This window comes from Arthrobacter sp. 05L417, from assembly GCF_056397865.1.
In genome coordinates, this window is record NZ_JBFTOG010000011.1 from 20,842 (window position 1) to 44,036 (window position 23,195).

Sequence of the window (23,195 nt, forward strand, 5' to 3'; positions counted from 1 at the left end):
GTCCCTTCCCAACGCTCGCAAGCTCGCGTCGGGGCCCTCGGGACGCCGCTTACCCTTTCAGCATTCTCCAGAGATTTTCCACAATGAGGTAGGAATCATGGGACACACATCAACCGCCGGTCATCCGACTCCGGCACCCAAAAAACGCTGGTACCGGCAACTGTATTTCTGGGTTCTGACCGCCATTCTCATTGGCGTCCTGCTCGGCTGGCTCGCGCCGACTGCGGGCATTGCCATGGAGCCGATCGGGACCACGTTCGTCAATGCGATGAGGATGCTCATCGGCCCGATCGTCTTCCTGACCATCGTCGGTGGGATCGCGAGCGTCGCGGACCTGAAGAAGGTCGGGATGACGGGCCTGAAGGCCCTCACCTACTTCCAGCTCGGCACCATTTGTGCTTTGGTGTTCGGCCTGGTGGCGATCAATATCTTCCGGCTCGGCGAGGGCGTCAACGCCACTGCCGGCACCATCAAGACCACCGATGCCGCCGCCAAACTCATCGACGCCGGGGCGCACCAGGAATGGTGGCAGTTCCTGACCAACATCATCCCCACGAGCATCGTCCAGCCTTTCATTGCGGGCGATATTCTCCAGATCATCTTCATCGCGGTAGTCTTCGGGATCGCGTTGAACGCGCTGGGCAAGCTCGGCGCGCCGGTGCTCGACGGCGTGCAGCGGCTCACCGGCGTGATGTTCAAGATCCTGGGCTTCATCATGAAGGCCGCGCCGCTGGGTGCCTTCGGTGCCATGGCGTTCGCGGTCGGCAAGTACGGTGTGTCCTCCTTGACCAGCATGGGCGGGCTGATCGCACTCTTCTATGTCACTTCGATCCTCTTTGTGGTGGTGGTCCTCGGCTCGGTCATGGCGTTCCTGAAGCTGAACATCTTCACGATGATCAGGCACTTCAAAGAGGAATACTTGATCATTCTGGGCACCTCGACCGCCGAACCTGCGCTGCCGGGCCTGATGCGCAAACTCGAGCACGCCGGCGTCAAGAAAGAGACTGTAGGGCTCGTTGTCCCCACCGGCTACAGCTTCAACCTCGACGGCGCAGCGATCTACCTTTCCCTGGCCGCCGTATATATCGCCCAAGCGACCAACACGCACCTGAGCATCGGCCAGCAGTTGGGCCTCATCGCCGTCATGCTGCTTACGTCCAAAGGTGCTGCGGGCGTCGCAGGCGGCGGCTTCATCGCCCTCACCGCAACGTTGGCCACCATCGGTACCATCCCGGCCGCCGGCATCATGCTCATCTTCGGCATCGACAAGTTCCTGTCCGAATGCCGTGCCCTCGTCAACTTCACCGGCAACGCTGTCGCCACGCTGTTCATCGCCTGGTGGGACCGCACCCTCGACGCCGACCGCGTCCGCCGCGTCTTCGCGGGCGAAGTTATGGAGCCGATTCAGGTTCCTGAAGTTCCGCCGCACGCTGCCGCCGTCGAGCCTTTTCAGCCCGCTGAACGCCGCCCGGCTTACTCGGATTCCATCTGACATGGCGAACGCATCCGCCCCGAAGACCGTCCTCATCGCGCCCGACAAGTTCAAAGGCAGCCTCACCGCCAGCGAGGTGGCGGACGCCCTGGCAGTCGGGCTGCGTTCCGTCGGAGCGGTTCGGTGTGAGCTGCTACCGCTGGCGGACGGAGGTGACGGCAGCGTCGATGCCGCCGTCGCCTCCGGGTTCGCTCGCCACGCTTTCGTAGTCCCCGGCCCGACCGGACAGCCCGTGCAGGCGATCATCGCGTTCGACGGCGTCACTGCTGTTGTGGAAGTAGCGAACACTTGCGGTTTGGGGCTGTTGCCGGACGGACGTCTTTTGCCGCTCGATGCGTCGAGCCGCGGTTTTGGCGAGGCTGTTCTCTTTGCCCTTTCGTTCAGGCCGGCGCGGATCGTCCTGGCACTCGGAGGCAGCGCCAGCACCGACGGAGGAATGGGCATGCTCACCGCCCTGGGCTACCGCTTCCTAGATGCCTCCGGCTGTTCTTTGGAGGGCAACGGGCGGAATCTTGGCCTTGTTCATTCTGTGGATGCGCCTCCTGGGCTGATTGGTGTGGAGCTGATTGTCGCGAGCGATGTGCATAACCCGCTCTGCGGGCCGGACGGTGCGCCGGCCGTGTTCGGTCCGCAGAAGGGCGCATCGCTTGCGGATGTTGCAGCGCTCGACGCCGGTCTGACGCACTTTGTCTCTGTGCTCACTTCGGGCGGGTTTGAGAGTGCGGCTTCCCTTGCCGAGCATCCCGGCGCCGGAAGCGCCGGCGGGGTCGGCTTTGCGTGCATGTTGCTTGGCGCTTCTCAAGTATCCGGGGCGGACTACTTCCTGGACCTCCTGGACTTCGACGCCCGGAAGGAAGGGTGCGACCTTGTGGTGACCGGCGAGGGCAGCATCGACGAGCAGACGCTCGCCGGAAAGCTGCCGGCCGCCGTCGCGCGCCGCTCGGGCACCCGGCCGATCATCGCCGTCGCGGGCCGCTCGTTGCTGCCGCGGGAGCGGTGGTCCGAGATGTCGCTGACGCACATCTACACGCTGGCGGACTACACGGATCTGGACTCGTCGAAGGATCCTGGGCTTTCGGTGGAACTGCTGCGGCGGATCGGGCGGGATATTGGGGAGGGGTTGGAGTGAGGTACTCCCCCCAACCACCTCTCGCCGTGCAATCCACTGCGCGATATATTCGGAGGGTCTCGAACTGAGTTGTAAGAGCCTTGTCACCGGACTGGCCGAGCGAGGCTTGGTCTTCGTCCCTGCACGAAGGAGCACTCCATGACTGACACCAAATCGGTCCTCGTCGTCGGCGGCACTGGCCATGTCGGCGGCAAAGTGGTCGATGAACTGCTCGCAAGGGGAAAGAGCGTCCGGGCGTTGGTCCGGCCAGGATCGGACGCGAGCAAGCTCGAGGCCAAAGGTGTCGATATTGCCCGCGGCGACATGCTCGACCTTGACTCTCTCGTCGCCGCTATGACAGGGGCCGACGCCGTTATCACCTCTGCGGCCGGGTACACCCGCCGGGACAAACGGGCCTTGGAGATCGACACGACCGGCAACACCAACCTAGCCGTCGCTGCGAGCCGGACGGGTGTCAGGCGATTCATTCTGGTCAGCATTCTCACCTCGGACCAGACACCGGACGTCCCGCATTTCTGGCACAAGAAGCTCACGGAAGACAAGCTGGAGGAACTGGGTGTCCCGTTTGTCGCACTTCGCCCCGGCGCGTTTCTCGACCAGATCACCCAGATGGGAGGAGACCCCTTCGAGAAGAAGCGCCTCACGTGGTTCGGCACCAAGACCGTCCCGCTGACCTTCGTGCTCACCTCTGACCTCGCCGGCTACCTCGCAGCTGCTGTCGACGCGGACATCGCCGACGGCGAGCGGATCGACATCGGATGGGACCGAGCTGTCAGCATGCAGGATATCGCGGACCTCGCGTCGACTTTTGCGGGTGAGCAAGTCCGCGTGCGCTCGATGCCGGCCGGGTTGGTTCACGCGCTCGGCGCGCTAATGGGACCTTTCGTCCCTATGGTCAAGGACATGAGCTCCATGCTCGCATGGTTCGAGACCGGCAAATACGTCGCGGACACTTCGCGCCAAGCCGAAGTATTCGGACCGGTCCCGACGGCGGAAAACGCGGTCGCGCGGTTTGCTCGGAGTCTGGGGCACTAGGGGGAGCTACAAGTCTCTCAGCGAGGAATCCGCGTCGAGCCGAGCGAGTCTTGCGACGTGGCCAATGGCTCCAAGGCACAAGAACAAGGGCACGCAGAAGAGTGCTCCGAGCACGAGCAGCCAGTTGGGCATTGCCCACGCAGCCACCGGCAGAAGGTCGAGTTGCAGGCCGCTGAAGACCGCCGTTCCTACGATGGAGCAAAAGGTTCCCAGGAACGCCCCAACCAGGCCGATGATGAGACCCACTACTGCCAACTCGACCATATAAACCCCTGCTATCGAGGCCCCCGACCAGCCGATGGCCTTGAGAAGACCCACCTCGCGGGCCCTCTGCTTTATCCAGCTGCCACCAACGGACACTCCAACCCCGAGGCAGAAGATGATCAGGAACCCACCGATCACCCAACTGACAAGGGCGAGAAGCGCAAACAGTCCTGACAGGGACCGGATTTGGCCCGCAACGCTGTTCACCGAGTATCCGAGGGCTCGAACTTGGTTTTGCACGTTGATCACTTCGTCTGCTGAGTCAACGCGAACATATGCGCGGGGATAGGTTAACCCTTTGGCATTTGGCCGAGCGTTGGCGAGTGTTGACTTGAGTAACTCGCGAGATACGTACGCGGCCTGGGCGCCATCCGTGCCCGGCGACGAGTTGTCATAGATTCCTGACACGCGGAGAGAAACGGAAACGGGTTCTCCGTTGCCGGGACCGATTTCCTTCGTGTACACGAAGCTCATTTCCTTGCCGAGCAGCTGAGCGTATTTCTGACCCTGTCCCTGTCGGGGAGCAGGATCTGGCCTACCCCAGGGCCGTCTCCGGGCACGTCTCCGAGCAGTACTTTTGGGGCGATGCCACTGATAAATGGCGTCCCCATGAATGCACCGGGGTTGTTCTGAGATGGCCAGTTCGCCGGATCCTCGATGGCGAGGTCAATTTGCGCCCAGCCGGAGGACCCCACCACGTGATCGATTTGGTCGAACCGGGACAACGAGTCGTCGGTGATCTCGCGAGCTGAGTCTGGACCGACCGATGTCACCTCAACGTAATTCAGGGCGGAGTTGGTGGTGATCTTGTTTGAGTATGAACTTATGCCGGCCCCGACGATGCTGTCGGCGAAAATGAATACCGCGATGCCAAGACTCATCAGGACCGCGAGTGGCCTCAATTTCGATAGAGAAAGCCGCACTGACCTCGCAGCAAGGATTCTATTTCTGTTCACGGAGCAACTCCTTCATAGGAAGCTGACGGTGGGCCACCTGCTGGAAGACTTGGTCGTGGGAAGCGACGAGGACACCGCACCTGCTGTTGGCGCCCGTTCGCATGGCCTCGAGGATGGCTTCAGTGTTTGGCGCGTCAAGACCCGAACTTGGTTCGTCCGCTAGTAGCAGCAATGGTTCGTTGATCAGTGCGCGGCAAAACGCGACTCTTTGTTGCTGCCCGCCGGAAAGCCTCTTCGCTTGCCGGTCGGCGACCGCCCCCAGACCGAAGCATTCCAACTGTTCCGTAACCGTTGCGCGTGTCATGGGCTGGCGGCTGGCAAGGAGGACATTTTCCAACGCCGTAAGTTCGGGCAGTAGGTTGCTGCTCTGAAAAACCATTCCAATTTCGTTCGCGCGAATGAGACTCGCCGTCCGCGACGACGCATTGGTTCTGTCGTCACCGTTAATCCACACTTTGCCGGCATCGGGGGTCGACAGAAGTCCGGAGATATTCAAGATCGTTGACTTCCCCGAACCTGACTCACCTCGCAGCCAGACGATTTCACCTGCCTCGACATTCAGGCTGATTCCAGGAAGGACTATTTGTCGATTCCCGCGTTCATCTGCAAAAGACTTGGCGATGTTCTCAAGACGCAGTACCGAGGTCACTTGTTCTCCCCGAAGTCGTAGGCACCCGGGACCGCGATCATGGCCGCCGAAATCGAGAGGCTACAAGGTGACGACTTGCCTGCTTCCATCCGATACAAGGACGGGAATTCTTTGCAGCCTTTCAGAGTCCGGAGTTTCTCGGCCGCTTTGTCGAAGTCGTTTGATCCAAGTCCGGAGCGACTTGCGTTCGTCATCGCGGTCAACGCCCGAAAATAGTTCAGGCCGTTTCCTTTGGGTGAATCGATGAGCTGCGGGAGGGCGGACTGGGCGGCCGGAAACATTGATCTCACTTCTTCACTGTTTGAGAAGTACATGGAGTTGGAGAGCGCCATCAGAGCGCCGGAGAGTAGGTCTTCAACTCCGGGGTCTGCATCGAACGCCTCCAGTCGCGCCAACCGGGCACTGGGCTCAAGCTGCACCAGCACATCCACCAAGTCGATGTACCCGCTGAGATTTGCCAATGTCACGACGGCCGGAAGCGCTGCCTTTCCCCGCTCTATGACCGGACCGTAACTTCCCCAGGACGAAGAGCCGGAGCGCTTCAGCGCCACAAGCGCCTTGAGCTGAGGGACCAGGTCGGTTTCGGACGCCTTCAGAACCCGTTCCAGCTCGTCTCTGGTTCTTTCGCTTGCGACCTCCGGAAAGCTCACATCGAGGAGTCTCGCGGCAAGATACGTCCCGTGGACCGAGCCTTTGGCGAGAGATGATGACTCGGGCATCCTTATGAGGCCGTCGGTTCCCTGGAGCTTCGTCAGGTCTTCCGTCAGGGCGGAGGCATCGTTGGCTGGGGCGACAGGAGAGGCACTGCAGGCAGTCAAGCCAAGCAGAATCAGCGCTGAAAGACGTTTTGCGATTCGTAGCCAGTGGCTGCTCCACCTGCGCCCGAGATCATTGGCCACCCAATTCACCTTTTCTGACGAGACCGGAGCCAGCGGCTCGCAAAGTCAGATAGAGCTACGAAGGCAAGCGAAAGGGCAAACGCTAGGGCGACCGTAAGTGCCTCCCGAATTGGATTTCTGCCAGTCCACCAACTGTTGTTGACAAGCATCAATATGATCGTCATGAGCCCAGCCCTTCCGAAGCGCGATACCCACACCTTTTTGCCTGGACCATTCGAGCCCTCCATCCGTTACCTCTTCGGACCTAGTTGAACGATCACCCATAAAACTGCACCGGCAAGCTCATTTTGGTCAACGACGATTCTCATTTCGCTCCCACGCTCTCATCGCCCTGCCCGTTAATGGCTTGGGACTTGAGGTCCTCCAGCCGGACCGTGGTCGATTCCGGGCGCAAGTCCTGAAGTGAGTGAGTCACGATGACAACTAGCTTGGATTCGGCCCAACGTCTGATCTCCTCAACCATGTAGGCGACGCCCTCGGTGTCAGTCCCGTTGAACGGTTCATCAAGGACCACGCAATCGAACTGGCCGACGGTGTTCATGACGTACCAAAGTTTGCGCACATTTCCTGTGGACAGGTTGCCCGCGTTCTCGCCTAGCCACGGCTCCATGCCCAGCGAGGTCGCCCGCAGTATTTCGGGACCAGGATCGAGATCTCGGGCAATGCAGGCAAACACAAGGTGATCTCGGGCGGTCATCTGAGCGAAGAGCGCTGCCTCGGACCGGCACACCCTCCGCCTGCTTCTACTTTCGGGGTCATCGGCCCTCGCTCCGTTGACAAGGACCGTTCCGGCCCATGGAGACAGATAGCCACTAGCCAGTTCGACGAAGGTCGATTTTCCGGATCCATTCTTTCCCTGCAAGTGGATCAGGGCGGGTCCGGTGAACGCGAAGGACAGGTTTTCGTACACGGGATGTTCGGAGGAGTATCCGGCAAATACGCGGTCAAAGACTATTTCTGGGAGAGAATTCTGCGTTGCAGGCAAATCTTTGCACCTCCAGTGAGAAGAGCCGTGTAAGTCACGGCGGCAATGGTTGCGGGGACGTTGCCAAGGAGGAGAAGCCCGAGCACCGGAACGGCAAGCAGCAAGCCAATGAATGCTGCCGCCAGGGACATTTCCATCGAGCCGTCGGCCTGCCTGACTTTGACCTTGCTGTAGGCGTTTCCGATGATGTTGCTGCTCGCAATCGACCACGGAATCAGGAGAATTTCCACGGGCAGGACGCCGGTTGCAGCCCAGACAATGACTCCCATCGCTGGTCCCGCAAGCAGCGCCAGGAGCACAGATTGGGTCAGAGTCACGCCCCATACAAGAGAATTGAGGCCGAACCCGGATTCCCAGCTGTACCTCAGCTCGGGAAGAAGTCCGATCGGATTGTTCGCCTTGCATATGAGTTCATTCCCGACGACTCCCACCATGAAAACGATGCAGGCGGCCGCGTTCTGAATTCCCGGGATCTCCCGAAGGAATTCCGGCCCGATCCCGCCCCCGCGAAAGCCGATCGCAGTAGCAGCAGCCAGAAGCAGGCAGATTCCGATTCCACGGAACAGGGCAAACCACTTGTCCCTGACGAGATTCACTATCAGGACCCGCCAGAGCATGACGACCGGCGTCGTCGTCTTCCATGCGGATTCCCTGACGCGCCGCGGCACTCGAGCGGTCACGGGAAACGATTGCCTCCTGATCGCTCGAACGTTCCGGATTGTGAGGAAGGAAAATACGACGACGGCGATCGCCACCGCCGTCGCGATCCAGCCGCCTTCCGCGCCGCTTGCGTTGACTTGCAGCTCAAGCCCAGGCGCTGCCGAGGTTAGTGCCAGCAGTCCTCGGGCGAGGATGGCCCCGAGCAACGCGGCCAGTAGGCAACCCCCAGCGAAGACGGTCAATCCCACGGCCAGACTCGGAATACGAGGGTCACTTGCGGCCAGCTTGGAACTCCACGCAACCCAGGACGCAGCCAAGGCGAATGGAGCAGCCAAAAGGGTCAGTGCGAATGGCCCGCCACTTCCACCGCCCTCTTGCACGACAACCGAGGCCGCGGTGCAGACGGCGCCCGACAGACCAAACAAGATGCCGGCCCGCGGAACGGCCTCCGCCAGGAACACATGGTGCATCGAAACATCGGTCGCCCGGTAGAGCTCCCTGTTCGGGCTGAAGCGAACCGCAAATCTCCGGCTGCTGAGTGCTTCACGTGCGAGCGCACCGACGGAGATGTAGAGGCAGACGGCGAGCGCCAACAGGATGATTGCCATCGTTGCGTTGCCGCCCGCATAGGCGCGTGCGCCGTCGAAGGACAACGCCTCATGCAGCAGCCGCATCACAAATAGCGATCCGGCCAGAACAGCACAGACCAAAGCAACCCCACTGCCTACGCCGAGGACCACGAGTGTGCGAATGGAAATCGGCCATCCCGAGACCGCCAGTATGCGCACTCCCGAGAATTTGTAAGCCGCTCTCAGACTTCCCATTGCCGCGCCTAGAGACGATTGAGAGGTTTGCTTTGGGCCGACTCCGCGTCGACGATGAGGGCCGCGGTTCCGATACAGATGGAGCCTATCGTCCAGAGCCATAACGGAAGCGTGCCGGGGAAGCCCACTGTCGCAGCTGCTATGGACACGCCGCCACCCATCCCACTGATGATGGACAGAACCGCATCGCGCTTGGGATTTCGTTTTGTTGCGAGCACGACCACCAGTGGGATCGCTCCAACGGTCAAGGATGTCCACGCAAGCAGTGGAGTCCTCGGTTCGTGAAGGAGCCCCACGACGATACTGCCGCCAATACACGCGAGTACAAGAACAGTGGTCATGGTTCGGACCGTTGATGAGTAAATCAATGTCGGACCTTCCGGTTTCAGAGGAATTCGTCAAAAGGCAGACGCTAAGGTTCGCTTTCTCTTTGCCGGTAGGCTGCCAAAGCGTCTTTGCGGGCCCACCTGACAACAAGAGCGATGTCGAGGACGAGATCAGCGCAAAAGATGACAACAAAGACGGGGAACGGCGCGCCAGCGACAAAGGGAGCGCCCGCGACCACGATGAGGAGGACTCCGCTGATCAAGTTGTATCGACGCCGGCCGGGAGTCGCACGTCGAGCGGCGTGAAGTTCAGATAGATAGTAGAGCATGTCCCTCATCGCTAATGGTCGCCGTCACCGGCAATATCCGCCGGTATAACGGAAGGCCATCGCACCAATCGGGGCCGGTGCCAGCCTGATGCACTCGCCCCTGGAGTGAGCGATTGTCGCCTGCACCGCTATCTGCACTGCAGAGATCGCGCAAGCAGCTAGCCCGACCGGACTTCCCCCGGAAAGTCTTGAACACACCGTGAGAACCCCTTCAGCGGTTTTTGAAAAGGCCGTCTCTGCCTTATTGAATTCCACGACGGGGAAGATCCCAACCCAGCTGAATTGAGGATCGGCCACCACGGGAAATGCCGTCCCTTTTCCGATCTCAATGTGCTGGATGAGCCGGTTCCCCGAGGAGGAGTATTTAGTCGGCACTTGCTTTCCGTCTGCGTCGCGTGCCCAAGGGGCGGCGATGTAGTTGACGACGTGCCCGCCGGGGTCCATGACCACCGCCGAGCCATCACTTGCAACAACAACGTCAGCGGGTCGGCCCTCAAACGTGAAATCAAAGGCGAACGAGCGCGGAGCGGCTTCGTTGTTGGCGACGACGAAACCGGCTCCAGATTCATCACCGCGCTGAGCAAAAACGTAAGAGTGCCCCTTATCCACGTTAAGCGTCGAAGCCTTTACATTGCCTTTCGACTGCTTGACAGATTTGCGCTGTGAAGTCGCCGCTGCTTGTACTGTCAGTCGCTGGCCGCCGGCTACGACAATGCTCATCGAACCCCGTCCCCGAATTCGATCCTTTGCGTTTCAGCACCAGGCGGAGCCTGAGGCGATGATTGGCTCTGCGCACCTTCGAAGGGCCTGGACGCTAGAACCTGATCTAGCGCGCTCTGGTCCTGCGTGGTCGATGCGCTCGCGACCGGTGACGAGACCGTCATTCCGATGGTCGCAATAGCGAGGGCCGAGGTTGCAGCTAAGACTTTCCGAGCAATCGGTACACGCTTTTCCATGAATCCCCCAATGTCTTCTATGGTTCGTATCCGAGTTCGGAACCTATGCGGGAAGACTAAGGGCGAAAATCGCGACTCAGTGCCGAAATCGACGAATTAAGTGGTGCCGTCGTCGAATCTCAGTGGTCAAACGTGGCAACACGTAGACGGAAACGTGGCAACACGTAGATGGACACGCGAGATTTCCTTATGCTCAGGCCAACCTAAATTCAACCTCAAGTCCCCCGAACCATCACCTGCGTAGCCTCTCGCTTGTACTTGAGCGCGTGAATCCGAGGGCCGTAGCCAGCCCGTCCCCTCCCAGCGCACCCAACCCCGCCACTTGGTATCCCAAACCGCTCCCGCCGGAAGACCCCCTTGACTCCCACCCCCTCGTTCCCTAAACTTTTCATAAAGCAGAATCTAAATTCCACAAAGCGGAAATCAACGAAGGCGAACTAGCCCAAGAGAACAAGCCAAGCGGAAGATGGATCCCAAGCCCTCCCCCGGAAGGACACCTACGATGACGTACACAGTGAACTGCTCCATCCTCCTGACGGAGCTGCCCCTGCTCGAGCGCCCCGCGGCCGCGAAGGCTGCCGGCTTTGACGCCGTCGAATTCTGGTGGCCTTTTGAGACTTCCGTCCCGTCGGACGCCCAGGTCACCGAGTTCGAGAACGCCATCAAGGACGCTGGCGTTCAGCTCACAGGCCTGAACTTCAACGCCGGCAACATGCCGGGCGGCGACCGCGGCCTTGTTTCCTGGCCCGCCCGTTCCTCCGAATTCCTGGACAACATCGACGTCGTCGCGGGCATCGGCGAGCGGCTCGGCTGCAAGGCCTTCAACGCCCTCTACGGCAACCGCGTGGACGGCGAATCGGCCGAGAAGCAGGACGCCATCGGGGCCGAGAACCTGGCCAGTGCCGCGGAAGGCGTCGCACGCATCGGCGGCACCGTCCTCCTTGAACCGGTCAGCGGCGCCCCCAAGTACCCGCTCCTCAAGGCCGCCGACGCCCTCAAGGTGATCGCCCGCGTCAAGGAAGAATCCGGCGCCACGAACGTCAAGCTCCTCGCCGACTTCTACCACCTGGCAGTCAACGGGGACGACGTCGCAGCCGTCATCGAAAACCACGCCAAGGACTTCGGCCACATCCAGATCGCCGACAACCCCGGCCGCGGGGCTCCCGGAACCCGCGAGCTTCCCCTCGGCGAATGGATCGCCCGCAGCCGCGAACTCGGCTACGAAGGCTACATCGGCCTCGAATACAAGGAACCGCAGGAAACGGCGTTCAGCTGGGCCATCCGCCAGCGCGCCACCTCCCACTAGTCCCCGCCCGCCCAACTGGGTAGCAATTGATGTCGTTTAGAGCCCTCAAAACGACATCAACTGCGAGCTAGTTGGGTCCAGCACACCTGAGCTAAAACAAAGACTTCAGTAAGGAAAATCATGAGCAACGTTGCAGTTATCGGACTCGGAATCATGGGCCTCCCCATGGCCATCAACCTGGTCAAGGCCGGCCACACCGTCACCGGTTTCAACCGCAGCCAGGACAAGATCGACAAGCTCGTCTCCGAAGGCGGCAAGGGTGCCACGAGCATCGCAGACGCCGTCAAGGACGCCGACGTCGTCATCACCATGGTGCCGGACTCCCCCGACGTCGAAGGCGTCGTGAGCGGCCCGGACGGTGTCTTCGCCAACGCGAAGCAGGGCACCCTCTGGATCGACGCGAGCAGCATCCGCCCGGACGTCGCCGCCCGCCTCTCGGCAGACGCCGTCGCAGCCGGCATCCGCCCGCTCGACGCACCGGTTTCCGGTGGCGAACAGGGCGCCATCGACGCCGTCCTGTCCATCATGGTCGGCGGCGACGCAGCCGACTTCGAAGCAGCACAGGATGTCCTCAACGCCGTCGGCAAGACCATCGTCCACGTCGGCCCCTCCGGCTCCGGCCAGACCGTCAAGGCAGCGAACCAGCTGATCGTGGCCGTCAACATCGAGGTCCTCGGCGAGGCTATCGCCTTCCTTGAGGCCTATGGCGTGGACACCGACGCAGCCCTCAAGGTCCTCGGCGGCGGCCTGGCCGGCTCCAAGGTCCTCGACCAGAAGGGCCAGAAGATGCTCGACCGCAACTTCGACCCCGGCTTCCGCCTTGCCCTCCACCACAAGGACCTCGGCATCGTCACCTCAGCAGCCCGCGAAGCCAACGTCGCAATCCCGCTCGGCGCCGTCGTCGCACAGCTCGTCGCCGCCACTGTCAACCAGGGCGACGGCGGACTCGACCACTCCGGCCTCTTCAAGCAGGTCCTTCAGCTCAGCGGTCGCAAGTAAAGCCAAGCGCTAAGTAGGCCACCCGCCCCAAAGGGCGGAAACAAGCGAAAACCAGCAGCCGGCGTCGGGCACTTCCGACGCCGGCTCCCCCAGACACACCCAAAAATCCGCCCGTAGCGGGCACCAAAGCTTTCAAGGAGCACACCATGACGAAGATGCGCACTGTAGACGCAGCCGTCGCCATCTTGGCAAAGGAAGGCGCCATCGAGGCGTTCGGACTGCCAGGCGCGGCAATCAACCCCTTCTATTCCGCGATGCGGGCACACGGCGGCATCCGCCACACCCTGGCCCGCCACGTTGAAGGCGCCAGCCACATGGCTGACGGCTACTCCCGTGCAGCGGACGGAAACATCGGCATCTGCATCGGCACCTCGGGCCCCGCAGGAACGGACATGATCACCGGCCTGTACGCAGCCTGGGCAGATTCCATCCCCATGCTCTGCATCACCGGCCAGGCCCCGGTTGCCAAGCTGCACAAGGAAGACTTCCAGGCCGTGGACATCGAGTCCATTGCCAAGCCGGTCACCAAGATGGCCATGACCATCCTGGAACCGGGCCAGGTTCCAGGCGCCTTCCAGAAGGCTTTCCAGCTGATGCGTTCCGGACGTCCCGGCCCGGTCCTGCTGGACCTGCCGTTCGACGTGCAGATGGCCGAGATCGAGTTCGACATCGACGCTTACGAGCCCATCGCCGTCGAGAAGCCGAAGGCCAGCCGCAAGCAGCTGGAAAAGGCACTGGACATGCTCACCGCAGCCGAGCGCCCGCTGATCGTCGCCGGTGGCGGCATCATCAACGCCGGTGCCTCCGCGCAGCTGGTTGAGCTGGCGGAGCTGCTGAACGTTCCGGTCATCCCCACCCTGATGGGCTGGGGAACCATCCCGGACGACCACGTGCTGATGGCAGGCATGGTGGGCCTGCAGACCTCGCACCGCTACGGCAACGAGACCATGCTGGCCTCGGACTTCGTCATCGGCATCGGCAACCGCTGGGCCAACCGTCACACGGGCGGCCTGGACACCTACACGGCCGGCCGCAAGTTCGTGCACATCGACATCGAGCCGACGCAGATCGGCCGCGTGTTCTCGCCGGACTTCGGTATCGCGTCCGACGCCGGTGCGGCGCTGGACGGGCTGATCGAGCTGGCACGCGAGCGCCAGGCCGCCAAGTCCCTGCCGGACTACTCCGCTTGGGTCGCCGAGTGCACCGCCCGCAAGGGTTCCCTGCAGCGCAAGACCCACTTCGAGAACGTCCCGATCAAGCCGCAGCGCGTGTACGAAGAGATGAACAAGGCCTTCGGCAAGGACACCACCTACGTGTCCACCATCGGGCTCTCGCAGATCGCCGGCGCACAGTTGCTGCACGTCTTCGGCCCGCGCAAGTGGATCAACGCCGGCCAGGCCGGCCCGCTGGGCTGGACCGCCCCGGCAGCCCTCGGCGTCGTTCGCGGCAAGCCGGACGAGACCGTTGTTGCCCTGTCCGGTGACTACGACTTCCAGTTCATGATCGAAGAGCTGGCCGTGGGCGCACAGTTCAACCTGCCGTACATCCACGTGGTGGTGAACAACTCGTACCTGGGCCTGATCCGCCAGTCGCAGCGCGGCTTCAACATGGAACAGAACGTGTCCCTGGCGTTCGAGAACATCAACTCCCCGGAAACCAACGGCTACGGCGTGGACCACGTCAAGGTGACCGAGGGCCTCGGCTGCAAGGCGATCCGCGTGGAGAACCCGTCCGACCTGCCTGCCGCGTTCGACAAGGCCAAGGCACTCATGGACGAGTTCAAGGTTCCCGTGGTGGTCGAAGTGATCCTGGAAAAGGTCACCAACATCTCCATGGGCGTTGAAATCAACGGCGTGAACGAGTTCGAAGAGCTGGCCGAGCGCGGCGAAGACGCCCCCACTGCGATCATCGCCCTGCTGGACTAGTAAGTACTGAAGGAGGTACGGAATGCGTGTGGTCATAGCCCCGGACAAGTTCAAGGGATCGCTGTCAGCTCCCGAGGTCGCCAGCCGCTTGAGCGCCGGACTCCGGACAGGTTTTGCCGCTGGCCGCGCAGCGGCGAGTTTGCCAGCCGAGGGCTTTGAAACCACGCTCATTCCAGTGGCCGACGGCGGCGAGGGGACTCTCGACGCCGCCGTCGGCTCCGGCTTCACCCGCCGCAGCGCCACGGTCACCGGCCCCACGGGCCAGCCGATCACGGCCGAATTCGCGGTCCGCGGCGAGGAAGCCGTCATTGAGATGGCGGCGGCCTCGGGACTCGCGGTACTGCCAGGCTTCGGCGACGGCAGCGCCCCGAACACCGAAACGGCCAAGAGCTCCACCAGCCTGGGCACCGGCGAACTCATCCGCGCCGCCCTGGACCTCGGCTGCCGGCACATCATCCTCGGCGTCGGCGGCAGTGCCAATACCGACGGCGGCGCCGGCGTGCTGCAGGGCCTCGGTGCGGTCCTCCTCGACGCCGACGGCAACGAACTCCCCGGCGGCGGCGCAGCACTGGCCCGCCTGGACCGGATCGACTTCTCGAACCTCGATGTCCGTTTGGAAGCCACCGAGTTCGTCCTGGCGTCCGACGTCGACAATCCCCTTTTGGGCCGCACCGGCGCGGCCGCGATCTTCGGACCGCAGAAAGGTGCGACGCCGGACGACGTCGCCTCGCTCGACGCCGCTCTGGCCCACTTCGTCCAAGTCCTCGCCAACGAGATCGGCCCCGAAGCCAAGGACGCCGCACAGGCACCGGGCGCGGGCGCGGCAGGCGGCGTCGGCTACATTGCCATCGCGGCGCTGGGCGCAGCACGCAGGCCGGGCATCGACGTCGTACTCGAATTCACTGAACTCGAGCAGCGGCTGGCAGGCGCCGACCTGGTAATCACTGGCGAAGGCAGCCTCGACGAACAAAGCCTGCTCGGCAAAACGCCCATGGGCGTGGCGCGGGCGGCGGCGCGTTGCGGGATCCCTGTGATTGCCGTCTGCGGCCGCAGTACGCTGAGCCCGGAACAACTTTCGGAGTCCGGTTTCGAGTCGGTCCACGCATTGACCGAACTCGAATCCAATGTAGAGAAATGTATAGCTGAAGCAGGGCCGCTGCTTGAAGAATTGGGTAAGCACATCGGCGTGCGCCTCTCTGAAAAAGCGGTACCCACCCATGACGCAGCGCGAACCGAGACCAAGGAGCAACTCCATGTCTGAAGAAACCACCACGGCACACGGCCCGTTTGACCTGGTCATCCGCGGCCAGCGCATCCTCACCACCGCCGGCATCACCGCCCGCGAAGTCGGCGTCCGGGGCGGCAAGATCGTCGCGATTGAACCGCTGGGCAACGGGCTCTCCGGCACCGAGGTGATCGAGCTCGGCGACGACGAAACCCTCATCCCCGGCCTCGTGGACACCCACGTGCACGTCAACGAGCCCGGCCGCACCGAGTGGGAAGGCTTCGCCTCCGCCACCCGCGCCGCAGCAGCCGGCGGCGTCACCACCATCATCGACATGCCGCTGAACTCCATCCCGCCCACCACCAACGTGGAAGGCCTCAAGCTCAAGCGCGAAGTTGCCGAGGACCAGGCCTTCGTGGATGTCGGATTCTGGGGCGGCGCCATTCCGGGCAACAAGAAGGACCTCCGCCCGTTGCACGACGAGGGCGTCTTCGGCTTCAAGTGCTTCCTCCTCCACTCGGGCGTGGACGAGTTCCCGCATCTCGACGCGGACGAGATGGAAGAGGACATGGCCGAGCTCAAGTCCTTCGACTCCCTCATGATCGTCCACGCCGAGGACTCCCACGCGATCGACCACGCACCCCACCCCGGCGGCGCACACTACTCCACGTTCCTTGCTTCCCGCCCCCGCGGCGCCGAGAACAAGGCGATCGCGGAGGTCATCGAAAGGGCCCGCTGGACCGGCGCGCGCGCCCACATCCTGCACCTCTCGTCGTCGGACGCGCTGCCCATGATCGCTTCGGCAAAGCGCGACGGCGTGCACCTCACCGTGGAGACCTGCCCGCACTACCTCACGCTCATGGCCGAGGAAATCCCCGACGGCGCCACCGCCTACAAGTGCTGCCCTCCCATCCGCGAGGCCTCCAACCGCGAGCTCCTCTGGCAAGGCCTGCAGGACGGTACGATCGACTGCATTGTCTCGGACCACTCGCCGTCGACGCTTGACCTGAAGGACCTGGAAAATGGCGACTTCGCAGTGGCCTGGGGCGGCGTCTCCTCGTTGCAGCTCGGGCTCTCGCTGATCTGGACCGAGGCACGGCACCGCGGCATCTCCCTCGAGCAGGTGGTGTCCTGGATGTCCGAGAAGCCCGCAGCCTTGGCCCGCCTGCACAACAAAGGCCAGCTCGCACTCGGCTACGACGCCGATTTCTCCATCTTCGCGCCCGACGACGCGTTCGTCGTCGACGTCAAGAAGCTCAAGCACAAGAACCCGATCACGCCGTACGACGGCAAGGCGCTCTCCGGCGTCGTACGCAAAACGTACCTGCGTGGCAGCGAGATCGACGGCCGGACGCCCAGCGGCAAGCTGATTCGCCGCGGCGGCGTGTAAGGCCAAGCCATGGCCGTCAACGTCCATGCCCCGTACGGGCAACTGCCCGCACGGCTCAACGCCTCGCGGCATCAGCCCGCCCCCCGGCCTTCCGGGCTTCGGCCCGGACTGGTTCGGCCCGGGATGCTTCCGCGCGGACTCGCCGTGTGGGTACAGCCCGGCGAAGGCCACGAGATCGATCCCGAGGTTTGGGCCCGGGCCGCGGAAGCGGTCCTGGCCCGGGCCCGCAAACTTGCTCCGGGGGCGGAAGTCCTCCTTTGGCCCGCCGCCGGAGCTGCAACGTCCGATGATTCTTCCGGCGTGTCCGACGGTGCGGAGACGTCCGACGCCGGTTCGGCGTCGGAAGCGCCCGACGCCGGAAACCGCCCCGCCGCTGCCAACCCGCCTGTGTCCCTCGCCGGCCGACGCAGCACCGTGGCAGTGGACCTGGCCGCGAACACCGTCCTCCTCGATGGGGTCCCTGTCAGCTTCACGGCAATGGAACACAGCCTCCTCCGCTACCTCGTGGAAAACCTGTCCCGACCCATCCCACGTGAAGAATTGCAACGTTTTCTGGAGTCACTTGACTGTCCCGGCGCGGCATTTCGGTCCATCGACGTGTATGTTGGACGCGTCCGGCGCAAGCTGGGCTCAGCCCGCCATGTCATCGCCACAGTGCGTGGAGGCGGCTACCAGTTCGTGCCCGGACCAGGCTCTACAGTCCGCGGACCCGCGGAATACTGCATCTAGGCAGCCCGTTACACCTATAGATTGATCGCCGGCCACGGCGGTTGCCCGACAAGTCAAGGATCGCAACATGACCCAGAAACTCCTCGCCGGAACCCAGGCCCCCGATTTCGCGCTGCTTAACTCCGAAGGCCAGAAGGTCTCGCTGTCCGATTACCGCGGACGCAACGTCATCGTGTACTTCTACCCGGAAGCCGCCACCCCCGGCTGCACCACCGAGGCCTGCGACTTCCGCGACAGCCTGTCCAGCCTGCAGTCCTCCGGATACGAAGTCCTGGGCATCTCGCCCGATGCCCCGGAAAAGATCGCACACTTCGCCGGCGACTATTCCCTGACCTTCCCGCTCCTCTCCGACGAAGACCACGCCGTGGCCCTCGCCTACGGTGCCTGGGGCGAGAAGCTCGTGAACGGCGAAGTGGTAGACGGACTGGTCCGCTCCACCGTAGTGCTCGACGGCGAGGGCAAGGTCAAGCTGACCCAGTACCAAGTCAAGGCCCAAGGCCACGTAGCAGCCCTGAAGGCCGAACTCGGCCTGTAACGCTCGCTCACATATCGGGCCGTCCGGCGTGACGCCCGCTCACATATAACGGCTCCCCGGCGGACGCGCGCCCACATATGACGACTCCCGGGCGGACGCTCGCTCACAAGTAACGGCTCCCGGCCCGACGCCCGCTCACAAGTAACGGCTCCCGGGCGGACGCTCGCTCACAAGTAACGGCTCCCGGCCCGACGCCCGCTCACAAATAACGGCTCCCGGCCCGACGCCCGCTCACAAATAACGGCTCCCGGCCCGACGCCCGCTCACAAAAGTGGTCAAATAGTGAATCCTCCAGCAGCTCATCTGCTGGAGGATTCCGCTATTTTCCGGCCATATGTGAGCGAGCGTTTGGGATTTGGCCGTCATACGTGAGCGAGCGTCAGAGTTAGTTGCTGCTGGCAGTATTCCACGCCTCATCGGACACGGGGATCCACCACTCGCGGGCCTTGCCTGTCCCGATGTATTCAGGCCAGCGGAAATCCGTCGGCGCGCTGAAATCGGCAGGAAGCAGCGGCGCCACGGCACCGCGGCGGCGCTTCTCGGCGTCGAACTCTGCCTTTGCCTTCGCCAGCACGTCCGGAGAAGTCAGCAGGTCCAGCACCATGCCGGCAATCATCTTGCCCGTCGCCGTGATGGTGGGGTCGATCGTCTCCGGCATTCCGCCCATCGCGGTCATGGCCCAGCCCGGGTATGGAGTACCTTTCTCATCCGGCGCCAAGGTGGGCCGCGCCGTATAGAAGCGGATGGTGGGTGCGTACCAGGTCATTTCAACGTAATCATCGCTGGTCCAGTTCTGCTGGGTTGCCGGGATGTGCCGGCGCAGCTCTGCTTCGGCGCCCTGCGGGGTGATGAGCTCGACCGTTGCCGGATGGAACGGATTTTCCATGGGTTCCACTCCACACGAGGCTTGGATCTCTCGTCCGATCTTCCGGGCCCGCTCATCCAAAACCGGCGCGCCAACAGCGGCGATGTTCTCCCAGGCCACCTGCGCGACGGTGTGGTTCGCGATGCCCGGACGGTTGCGCGCCACCCAGCGCGAACTAACGCTGCAATGCGATGCAGCCGCGGCGAGTTCCGCGTTGCGATCCAGCACGGCGAGCACGGAGTCGGCCTCGGCGAGGCCCGGGCAGCGCCAGGAGTACTGGATCTGGGCGAGTCCCGCAGGCTGGTTGTCCGCCGTCGCCTGCCCGGCGGTGAGGATCGCTTCCGACAACGACCAGCCACCCGCCTGCGGCAGCATCGAATCCTGCGTCGTCTTGGTCAGCGAGAACATCGTGAACAGCGCGGCGTCCGCTCCGGGAGCCCGGGCGGCGGAGTGCGACGACGGGATTGGACTGTCGCCGTAGGTGTTGTTCCAGCCCTCCGGGCTGTCGCACGTGAAAGTGTAGATCTTGCTGTAGTACGAGCCGCAGTGAGTGTCCCAACGCGCGGTGTTGCACAGGGGCATCATGTAGAACGGGTGGTACGAGATGATGGCGTCCAGATTGTCGTAGTAGCCGCGGAGGCCGTGAACAACCTTGGATCCCTGGACCTTTTCGGCCGGCTCGCCCGTGTAGACCAAGGTGCCCGGAATGTCATGCCGCTCCATTGCATCTTTCGCCGCGAGGAAGCCCGCGAGCGTCGAGATGCCCAAGGCGGAATGCGGATCCGTATGGCCCGGGGCGAAGCGCGACATGCCCGTTCGTGGTTCCCTCTTAGTGGACGCCGCCTGGCAATTGCCCGGGATGGCATCGTATTCGGCATAGCCAAGGATCCGAGCGCCGGGACCGGCGGGGCTTGTCCACTCGGCGGCGAATGCGGTGGGCATGCCCCCGCTGCCTTCCTCCACGGTAAAGCCATGTTCTCGCAGCGTCCTGACGTACCAGGCGCAGGACTCGTACTCGCGCCAGGCTGGTTCGGCCAGTTCCCAAATATTCGTGTGCCAGGCGGAAAGCTGCTCTTTCTGCTGTTCCACCCACTCCCATGCAGTGCCCTTCAACTCAGCATTCTTGACCGTCTCGCTCATCGTGTTCCTTCCTAAAGTCATGCAGATCCAAAACCGTTCCGCCCCACGCGCTCGCCCCCGGGCGACCCTCGCTCACATATATAGGGGCTCGCTACCGGACGCTCGCTCACTTGCTTAAAGAAAGTGAGCGAGCATCCGTCCAAAGGGCGTCGTAAGTGAGCGAGCGTCGCAAGGGGGGGTGGGGGCGTTGCGGGGGCTAATCGATGCTCACGTGGATGAGGCTGGGCCCCTTGACGGCGAGCGCCTGGGTCACAATCCCAGCGAGCTCGTCGAGGGATTCCACGTTGAACGCCGTCAGTCCGAAGCCTTCAGCCAGCCGCACCCAGTCCGGCTGCGTCAGGTTCACGCCGACCGGAGCCAGGTCCCGGTCCTCCATGTTCTGCCGGATTTCGCCGTAGCCGCCGTTATTGACGCAAATGATGGGCAGGTCCACGCCCTGTTCCACAGCGGTGATGAACTCCTGTACGGCGAACATGAGCGCGCCGTCGCCGATCAACCCCACCACCGGACGATCCGGATCGGCCACCTTCGCGCCAATCGCGGCCGGCAGTCCATATCCCAACGTGGCGTACGCAGGCGTGTACAAGAGCTGATGCGGCTTCTGAACGGGGAAGAAGGACGTGGTTCCGAAATAGGTGACCTGCGAGGAATCGCCCGCAATAACTGTGTCGGCCGGCAGCGTGGCCGCGAGGATCTCGTTGATCCGTGCCAGCACGGGCGCCATGGAACGGGCTTCCGTCCGCAGTTCGGCGCGCAAAGGGTCCAGTTCCGGGGCGGAGGCGGGCTCATGTCCGGCGAGCGCTTCGAGCAGTTGGGGTACGACGGCGGACGCGTTGCCGAGGAGCTCAACGTCCGGCGCAACGTTGCACTGCAGTTGGGCGGGGTCGATGTCGATCCGGATGCACGAACCCTGCGGCACGATCTTGCCGCCCCACAGCTCCGATTCGCCCACCTTGGAGCCGATCACCAGCAGCGCGTCGGAAGCGTTGCACAGGTCTTGCGCCGCTGCCAGCCGGATTTCCGAACCGAGGGACAAAGGGTGGGCTTCGGGAATAGCGCCCTTGCCATTGATCGTGGTCACCACGGGGGCTTGCAAGAGTTCTGCAAGTTCGAGCAGCGCGCCGCCGGTTCCGAGCGAACCGCCCCCGGCCAGGATCACCGGGCTGGAAGCGCGCCGGAGGATGTCCGCGGCGGTGGCGACGGCGTCGTCGGCTGCTGCTTTCGGCGCACCCAAAGGGCGGGCCTCCAGGGCGGAAGGCTCGACGTCGAACGCCCCCTCGAGCACGTCCAACGGGATCTCGATGTGGACGGGACGCGACCGCCCGTGCGCGAAGAAGGCAAAGGCTTCGTGGATCAGCTCCACGGCTTCGCTGCCGCTGGACACACGCGTGCTGCGCCCGATCAGGGCGCGGACGGCGCCGGTGGGGTCCTTGGTTTCGTGCAGCAGCCCGATGTCCGAAAACTCGCTGCCGCGCGGCGCGCCCGGGGACAGAATGATCATGGGCCGGGACTCGCAATACGAGGTGGCCGCAGCGGACATCGCGTTCAGCAGTCCGGGTCCGGAGGTAGTGATCACGACGCCGGGAAGCCCCTTGAGCTGGCTCCATCCGTCGGAGCCGTACCCGGCTCCTTGCTCGTGGCGGGTGGTGACGGGGCGGATGCCGAGCGGCTCAAGGTGCCGATAGAACTCGAGGTTGTGGGTGCCGGGGATCCCGAAGATCGCGTCGATCCCGTAGTTCCGCAGCGTGGTCATGACGGCGAGGCCGACGTTGTTGGTGGGGATGGAACTGGTCAAGGTTGGAGTCCTTAAATCGTGGCCTAGAGAACTTTGGAGAGGAACGCCTTTGTTCGCTCGTGCTGGGGGCGGGAAATGATCTCGTTGGGATCGCCGGCTTCGACAATGACACCGCCGTCCATGAACGCCACGACGTCCGCCACCTCGCGGGCAAAGCCCATCTCGTGGGTCACGACGATCATGGTCATGCCGTCGCGAGCCAGGGCTTTCATGACGTCCAGGACTTCGCCCACGAGTTCGGGGTCGAGTGCGGAGGTGGGCTCGTCGAAGAGCATGAGGTCGGGCTTCATGGACAGCGCCCGGGCAATCGCGACGCGCTGCTGCTGGCCGCCGGAGAGCTGGGCCGGATAGTGGCCCGTGCGGTCGGCGAGGCCCACTTTGGCCAGGAGTTCATGGGCTTCGGCCTCGGCTTGGGCCTTGGGTACCTTGAGGAGTTTGACGGGACCCATCATCACGTTTTCGAGGGCTGTCATGTGGCCGAAGAGGTTGAAGGACTGGAACACCATGCCAATACGGGATCGGCGCCTATTGATGTCCTTCTGGTGGGCCTCGATGAGCCTGTCGCCGTGGACTTCGTAGCCGATCATGCGGCCACCCACCAGGATGGTTCCTGAGCTGGTGGTTTCGAGGTGGTTGACGCAGCGGAGGAGGGTGGATTTGCCCGATCCGGAGGGGCCGATCAGGCACGCCACTTGTCCGGATTCGACCGTGAAGTTGATGCCTTTGAGGACCTCCATGCCGGAGAAATCCTTGTGCACGTTGAGGAACTGGACTTCAGACAT

Annotated in this window: 20 protein-coding genes and 1 pseudogene; 10 read left to right on the forward strand and 11 right to left on the reverse strand. The window is 63.1% G+C overall.

Going from position 1 to position 23,195, the window contains the following annotated elements; translation table 11 throughout:
• Window positions 1–97: 97 nt before the first annotated feature.
• From dctA to AC1DJW_RS10710, 3 genes are all read left to right on the forward strand, one after another.
• On the forward strand, window positions 98–1,492 hold the full coding sequence (dctA, locus tag AC1DJW_RS10700) for a C4-dicarboxylate transporter DctA (protein WP_476901393.1): 1,395 nt from the start codon (window positions 98–100) through the stop codon (window positions 1,490–1,492).
• A gap of 1 nt (window position 1,493) precedes the next feature.
• Entirely contained in the window at window positions 1,494–2,621 is a 1,128-nt protein-coding gene (locus AC1DJW_RS10705; protein WP_476901394.1) for a glycerate kinase, read from the forward strand.
• 138 nt (window positions 2,622–2,759) lie between these two features.
• On the forward strand, window positions 2,760–3,656 hold the full coding sequence (locus AC1DJW_RS10710; RefSeq protein ID WP_476901395.1) for an NmrA family NAD(P)-binding protein: 897 nt from the start codon (window positions 2,760–2,762) through the stop codon (window positions 3,654–3,656).
• A 6-nt stretch (window positions 3,657–3,662) separates the two neighbouring features.
• Here the strand turns inward: AC1DJW_RS10710 and AC1DJW_RS10715 are convergent, their stop codons facing one another.
• From AC1DJW_RS10715 to AC1DJW_RS10750, 8 genes and pseudogenes are all read right to left on the reverse strand, one after another.
• Window positions 3,663–4,385 carry an ABC transporter permease gene (locus AC1DJW_RS10715; protein WP_476901396.1) on the reverse strand — a complete coding sequence of 241 codons (723 nt, stop codon included), beginning with the start codon at window positions 4,383–4,385 and terminating at the stop codon, window positions 3,663–3,665.
• Window positions 4,386–4,390: 5 nt separating this feature from the next.
• Window positions 4,391–4,876, reverse strand: a complete 486-nt coding sequence (locus AC1DJW_RS10720; protein WP_476901397.1) for a hypothetical protein — start codon at window positions 4,874–4,876, stop codon at window positions 4,391–4,393.
• Between the two features lie 157 nt (window positions 4,877–5,033).
• Window positions 5,034–5,525: pseudogene (locus AC1DJW_RS10725) on the reverse strand (ABC transporter ATP-binding protein); the annotation flags it as partial.
• Complete coding sequence (locus tag AC1DJW_RS10730; protein WP_476901398.1) at window positions 5,522–6,343, reverse strand: hypothetical protein; 822 nt, start codon at window positions 6,341–6,343, stop codon at window positions 5,522–5,524. The pseudogene AC1DJW_RS10725 and the gene AC1DJW_RS10730, both read right to left, overlap by 4 nt.
• A 385-nt stretch (window positions 6,344–6,728) precedes the next feature.
• The gene (locus AC1DJW_RS10735; RefSeq protein WP_476901399.1) at window positions 6,729–7,334 is read right to left on the reverse strand and encodes an ABC transporter ATP-binding protein; all 606 of its coding nucleotides are present in this window, start codon (window positions 7,332–7,334) and stop codon (window positions 6,729–6,731) included.
• Window positions 7,335–7,375: 41 nt separating this feature from the next.
• On the reverse strand, window positions 7,376–8,893 hold the full coding sequence (locus tag AC1DJW_RS10740; protein ID WP_476901400.1) for a hypothetical protein: 1,518 nt from the start codon (window positions 8,891–8,893) through the stop codon (window positions 7,376–7,378).
• A gap of 8 nt (window positions 8,894–8,901) precedes the next feature.
• A complete protein-coding gene (locus tag AC1DJW_RS10745) occupies window positions 8,902–9,234 on the reverse strand; it encodes a hypothetical protein (RefSeq protein ID WP_476901401.1) in 333 nt (110 codons plus the stop codon).
• A gap of 338 nt (window positions 9,235–9,572) precedes the next feature.
• Entirely contained in the window at window positions 9,573–10,268 is a 696-nt protein-coding gene (locus AC1DJW_RS10750) for a hypothetical protein (protein ID WP_476901402.1), read from the reverse strand.
• Between the two features lie 738 nt (window positions 10,269–11,006).
• On the opposite strand from AC1DJW_RS10750, the gene AC1DJW_RS10755 reads away from it, so the two are divergent.
• The 7 genes from AC1DJW_RS10755 (at window position 11,007) to bcp (ending at window position 18,613) form a co-directional block, all read left to right on the forward strand.
• Entirely contained in the window at window positions 11,007–11,810 is an 804-nt protein-coding gene (locus AC1DJW_RS10755) for a hydroxypyruvate isomerase family protein (protein ID WP_476901403.1), read from the forward strand.
• A 120-nt stretch (window positions 11,811–11,930) separates the two neighbouring features.
• Window positions 11,931–12,809, forward strand: coding sequence for a 2-hydroxy-3-oxopropionate reductase (locus AC1DJW_RS10760; RefSeq protein ID WP_284752972.1), 879 nt, complete (start codon window positions 11,931–11,933; stop codon window positions 12,807–12,809).
• Between the two features lie 146 nt (window positions 12,810–12,955).
• Window positions 12,956–14,734: a glyoxylate carboligase gene (gene gcl / locus AC1DJW_RS10765; protein ID WP_476901404.1), complete on the forward strand. Its 1,779-nt coding sequence runs from the start codon at window positions 12,956–12,958 to the stop codon at window positions 14,732–14,734.
• Between the two features lie 22 nt (window positions 14,735–14,756).
• Window positions 14,757–15,995 carry a glycerate kinase gene (locus tag AC1DJW_RS10770; RefSeq protein WP_476901405.1) on the forward strand — a complete coding sequence of 413 codons (1,239 nt, stop codon included), beginning with the start codon at window positions 14,757–14,759 and terminating at the stop codon, window positions 15,993–15,995.
• Window positions 15,988–17,349, forward strand: coding sequence for an allantoinase AllB (allB, locus tag AC1DJW_RS10775; protein ID WP_390280154.1), 1,362 nt, complete (start codon window positions 15,988–15,990; stop codon window positions 17,347–17,349). The genes AC1DJW_RS10770 and allB overlap by 8 nt, the downstream gene beginning before the upstream one ends.
• Window positions 17,350–17,358: 9 nt before the next feature.
• Window positions 17,359–18,078, forward strand: a complete 720-nt coding sequence (locus AC1DJW_RS10780) for a winged helix-turn-helix domain-containing protein (protein WP_284752968.1) — start codon at window positions 17,359–17,361, stop codon at window positions 18,076–18,078.
• 67 nt (window positions 18,079–18,145) lie between these two features.
• Entirely contained in the window at window positions 18,146–18,613 is a 468-nt protein-coding gene (gene bcp / locus AC1DJW_RS10785) for a thioredoxin-dependent thiol peroxidase (protein WP_078107485.1), read from the forward strand.
• A 385-nt stretch (window positions 18,614–18,998) separates the two neighbouring features.
• Here bcp and AC1DJW_RS10790 read toward each other — a convergent pair whose 3' ends face one another.
• The 3 genes from AC1DJW_RS10790 to AC1DJW_RS10800 form a co-directional block, all read right to left on the reverse strand.
• Window positions 18,999–20,618: a zinc-binding metallopeptidase family protein gene (locus AC1DJW_RS10790; RefSeq protein WP_476901406.1), complete on the reverse strand. Its 1,620-nt coding sequence runs from the start codon at window positions 20,616–20,618 to the stop codon at window positions 18,999–19,001.
• A gap of 196 nt (window positions 20,619–20,814) precedes the next feature.
• Window positions 20,815–22,413, reverse strand: coding sequence for a thiamine pyrophosphate-binding protein (locus AC1DJW_RS10795; RefSeq protein ID WP_476901407.1), 1,599 nt, complete (start codon window positions 22,411–22,413; stop codon window positions 20,815–20,817).
• 23 nt (window positions 22,414–22,436) lie between these two features.
• On the reverse strand, window positions 22,437–23,195 hold the full coding sequence (locus AC1DJW_RS10800) for an amino acid ABC transporter ATP-binding protein (protein WP_390280145.1): 759 nt from the start codon (window positions 23,193–23,195) through the stop codon (window positions 22,437–22,439).

Excerpts from the sequence above, each read along its gene's own strand:
- AC1DJW_RS10710 (WP_476901395.1), top strand. The coding sequence starts at position 2,760 with ATGACTGACACCAAATCGGTCCTCGTCGTCGGCGGCACTGGCCATGTC.
- dctA (WP_476901393.1), top strand. The coding sequence starts at position 98 with ATGGGACACACATCAACCGCCGGTCATCCGACTCCGGCACCCAAAAAA.
- AC1DJW_RS10745 (WP_476901401.1), bottom strand. The coding sequence starts at position 9,234 with ATGACCACTGTTCTTGTACTCGCGTGTATTGGCGGCAGTATCGTCGTG.
- AC1DJW_RS10790 (WP_476901406.1), bottom strand. The coding sequence starts at position 20,618 with ATGAGCGAGACGGTCAAGAATGCTGAGTTGAAGGGCACTGCATGGGAG.
- AC1DJW_RS10800 (WP_390280145.1), bottom strand. The coding sequence starts at position 23,195 with ATGTCTGAAGTCCAGTTCCTCAACGTGCACAAGGATTTCTCCGGCATG.
- AC1DJW_RS10740 (WP_476901400.1), bottom strand. The coding sequence starts at position 8,893 with ATGGGAAGTCTGAGAGCGGCTTACAAATTCTCGGGAGTGCGCATACTG.
- AC1DJW_RS10755 (WP_476901403.1), top strand. The coding sequence starts at position 11,007 with ATGACGTACACAGTGAACTGCTCCATCCTCCTGACGGAGCTGCCCCTG.
- AC1DJW_RS10770 (WP_476901405.1), top strand. The coding sequence starts at position 14,757 with ATGCGTGTGGTCATAGCCCCGGACAAGTTCAAGGGATCGCTGTCAGCT.
- AC1DJW_RS10750 (WP_476901402.1), bottom strand. The coding sequence starts at position 10,268 with ATGAGCATTGTCGTAGCCGGCGGCCAGCGACTGACAGTACAAGCAGCG.
- allB (WP_390280154.1), top strand. The coding sequence starts at position 15,988 with ATGTCTGAAGAAACCACCACGGCACACGGCCCGTTTGACCTGGTCATC.
- gcl (WP_476901404.1), top strand. The coding sequence starts at position 12,956 with ATGACGAAGATGCGCACTGTAGACGCAGCCGTCGCCATCTTGGCAAAG.
- AC1DJW_RS10760 (WP_284752972.1), top strand. The coding sequence starts at position 11,931 with ATGAGCAACGTTGCAGTTATCGGACTCGGAATCATGGGCCTCCCCATG.
- bcp (WP_078107485.1), top strand. The coding sequence starts at position 18,146 with ATGACCCAGAAACTCCTCGCCGGAACCCAGGCCCCCGATTTCGCGCTG.
- AC1DJW_RS10705 (WP_476901394.1), top strand. The coding sequence starts at position 1,494 with ATGGCGAACGCATCCGCCCCGAAGACCGTCCTCATCGCGCCCGACAAG.
- AC1DJW_RS10780 (WP_284752968.1), top strand. The coding sequence starts at position 17,359 with ATGGCCGTCAACGTCCATGCCCCGTACGGGCAACTGCCCGCACGGCTC.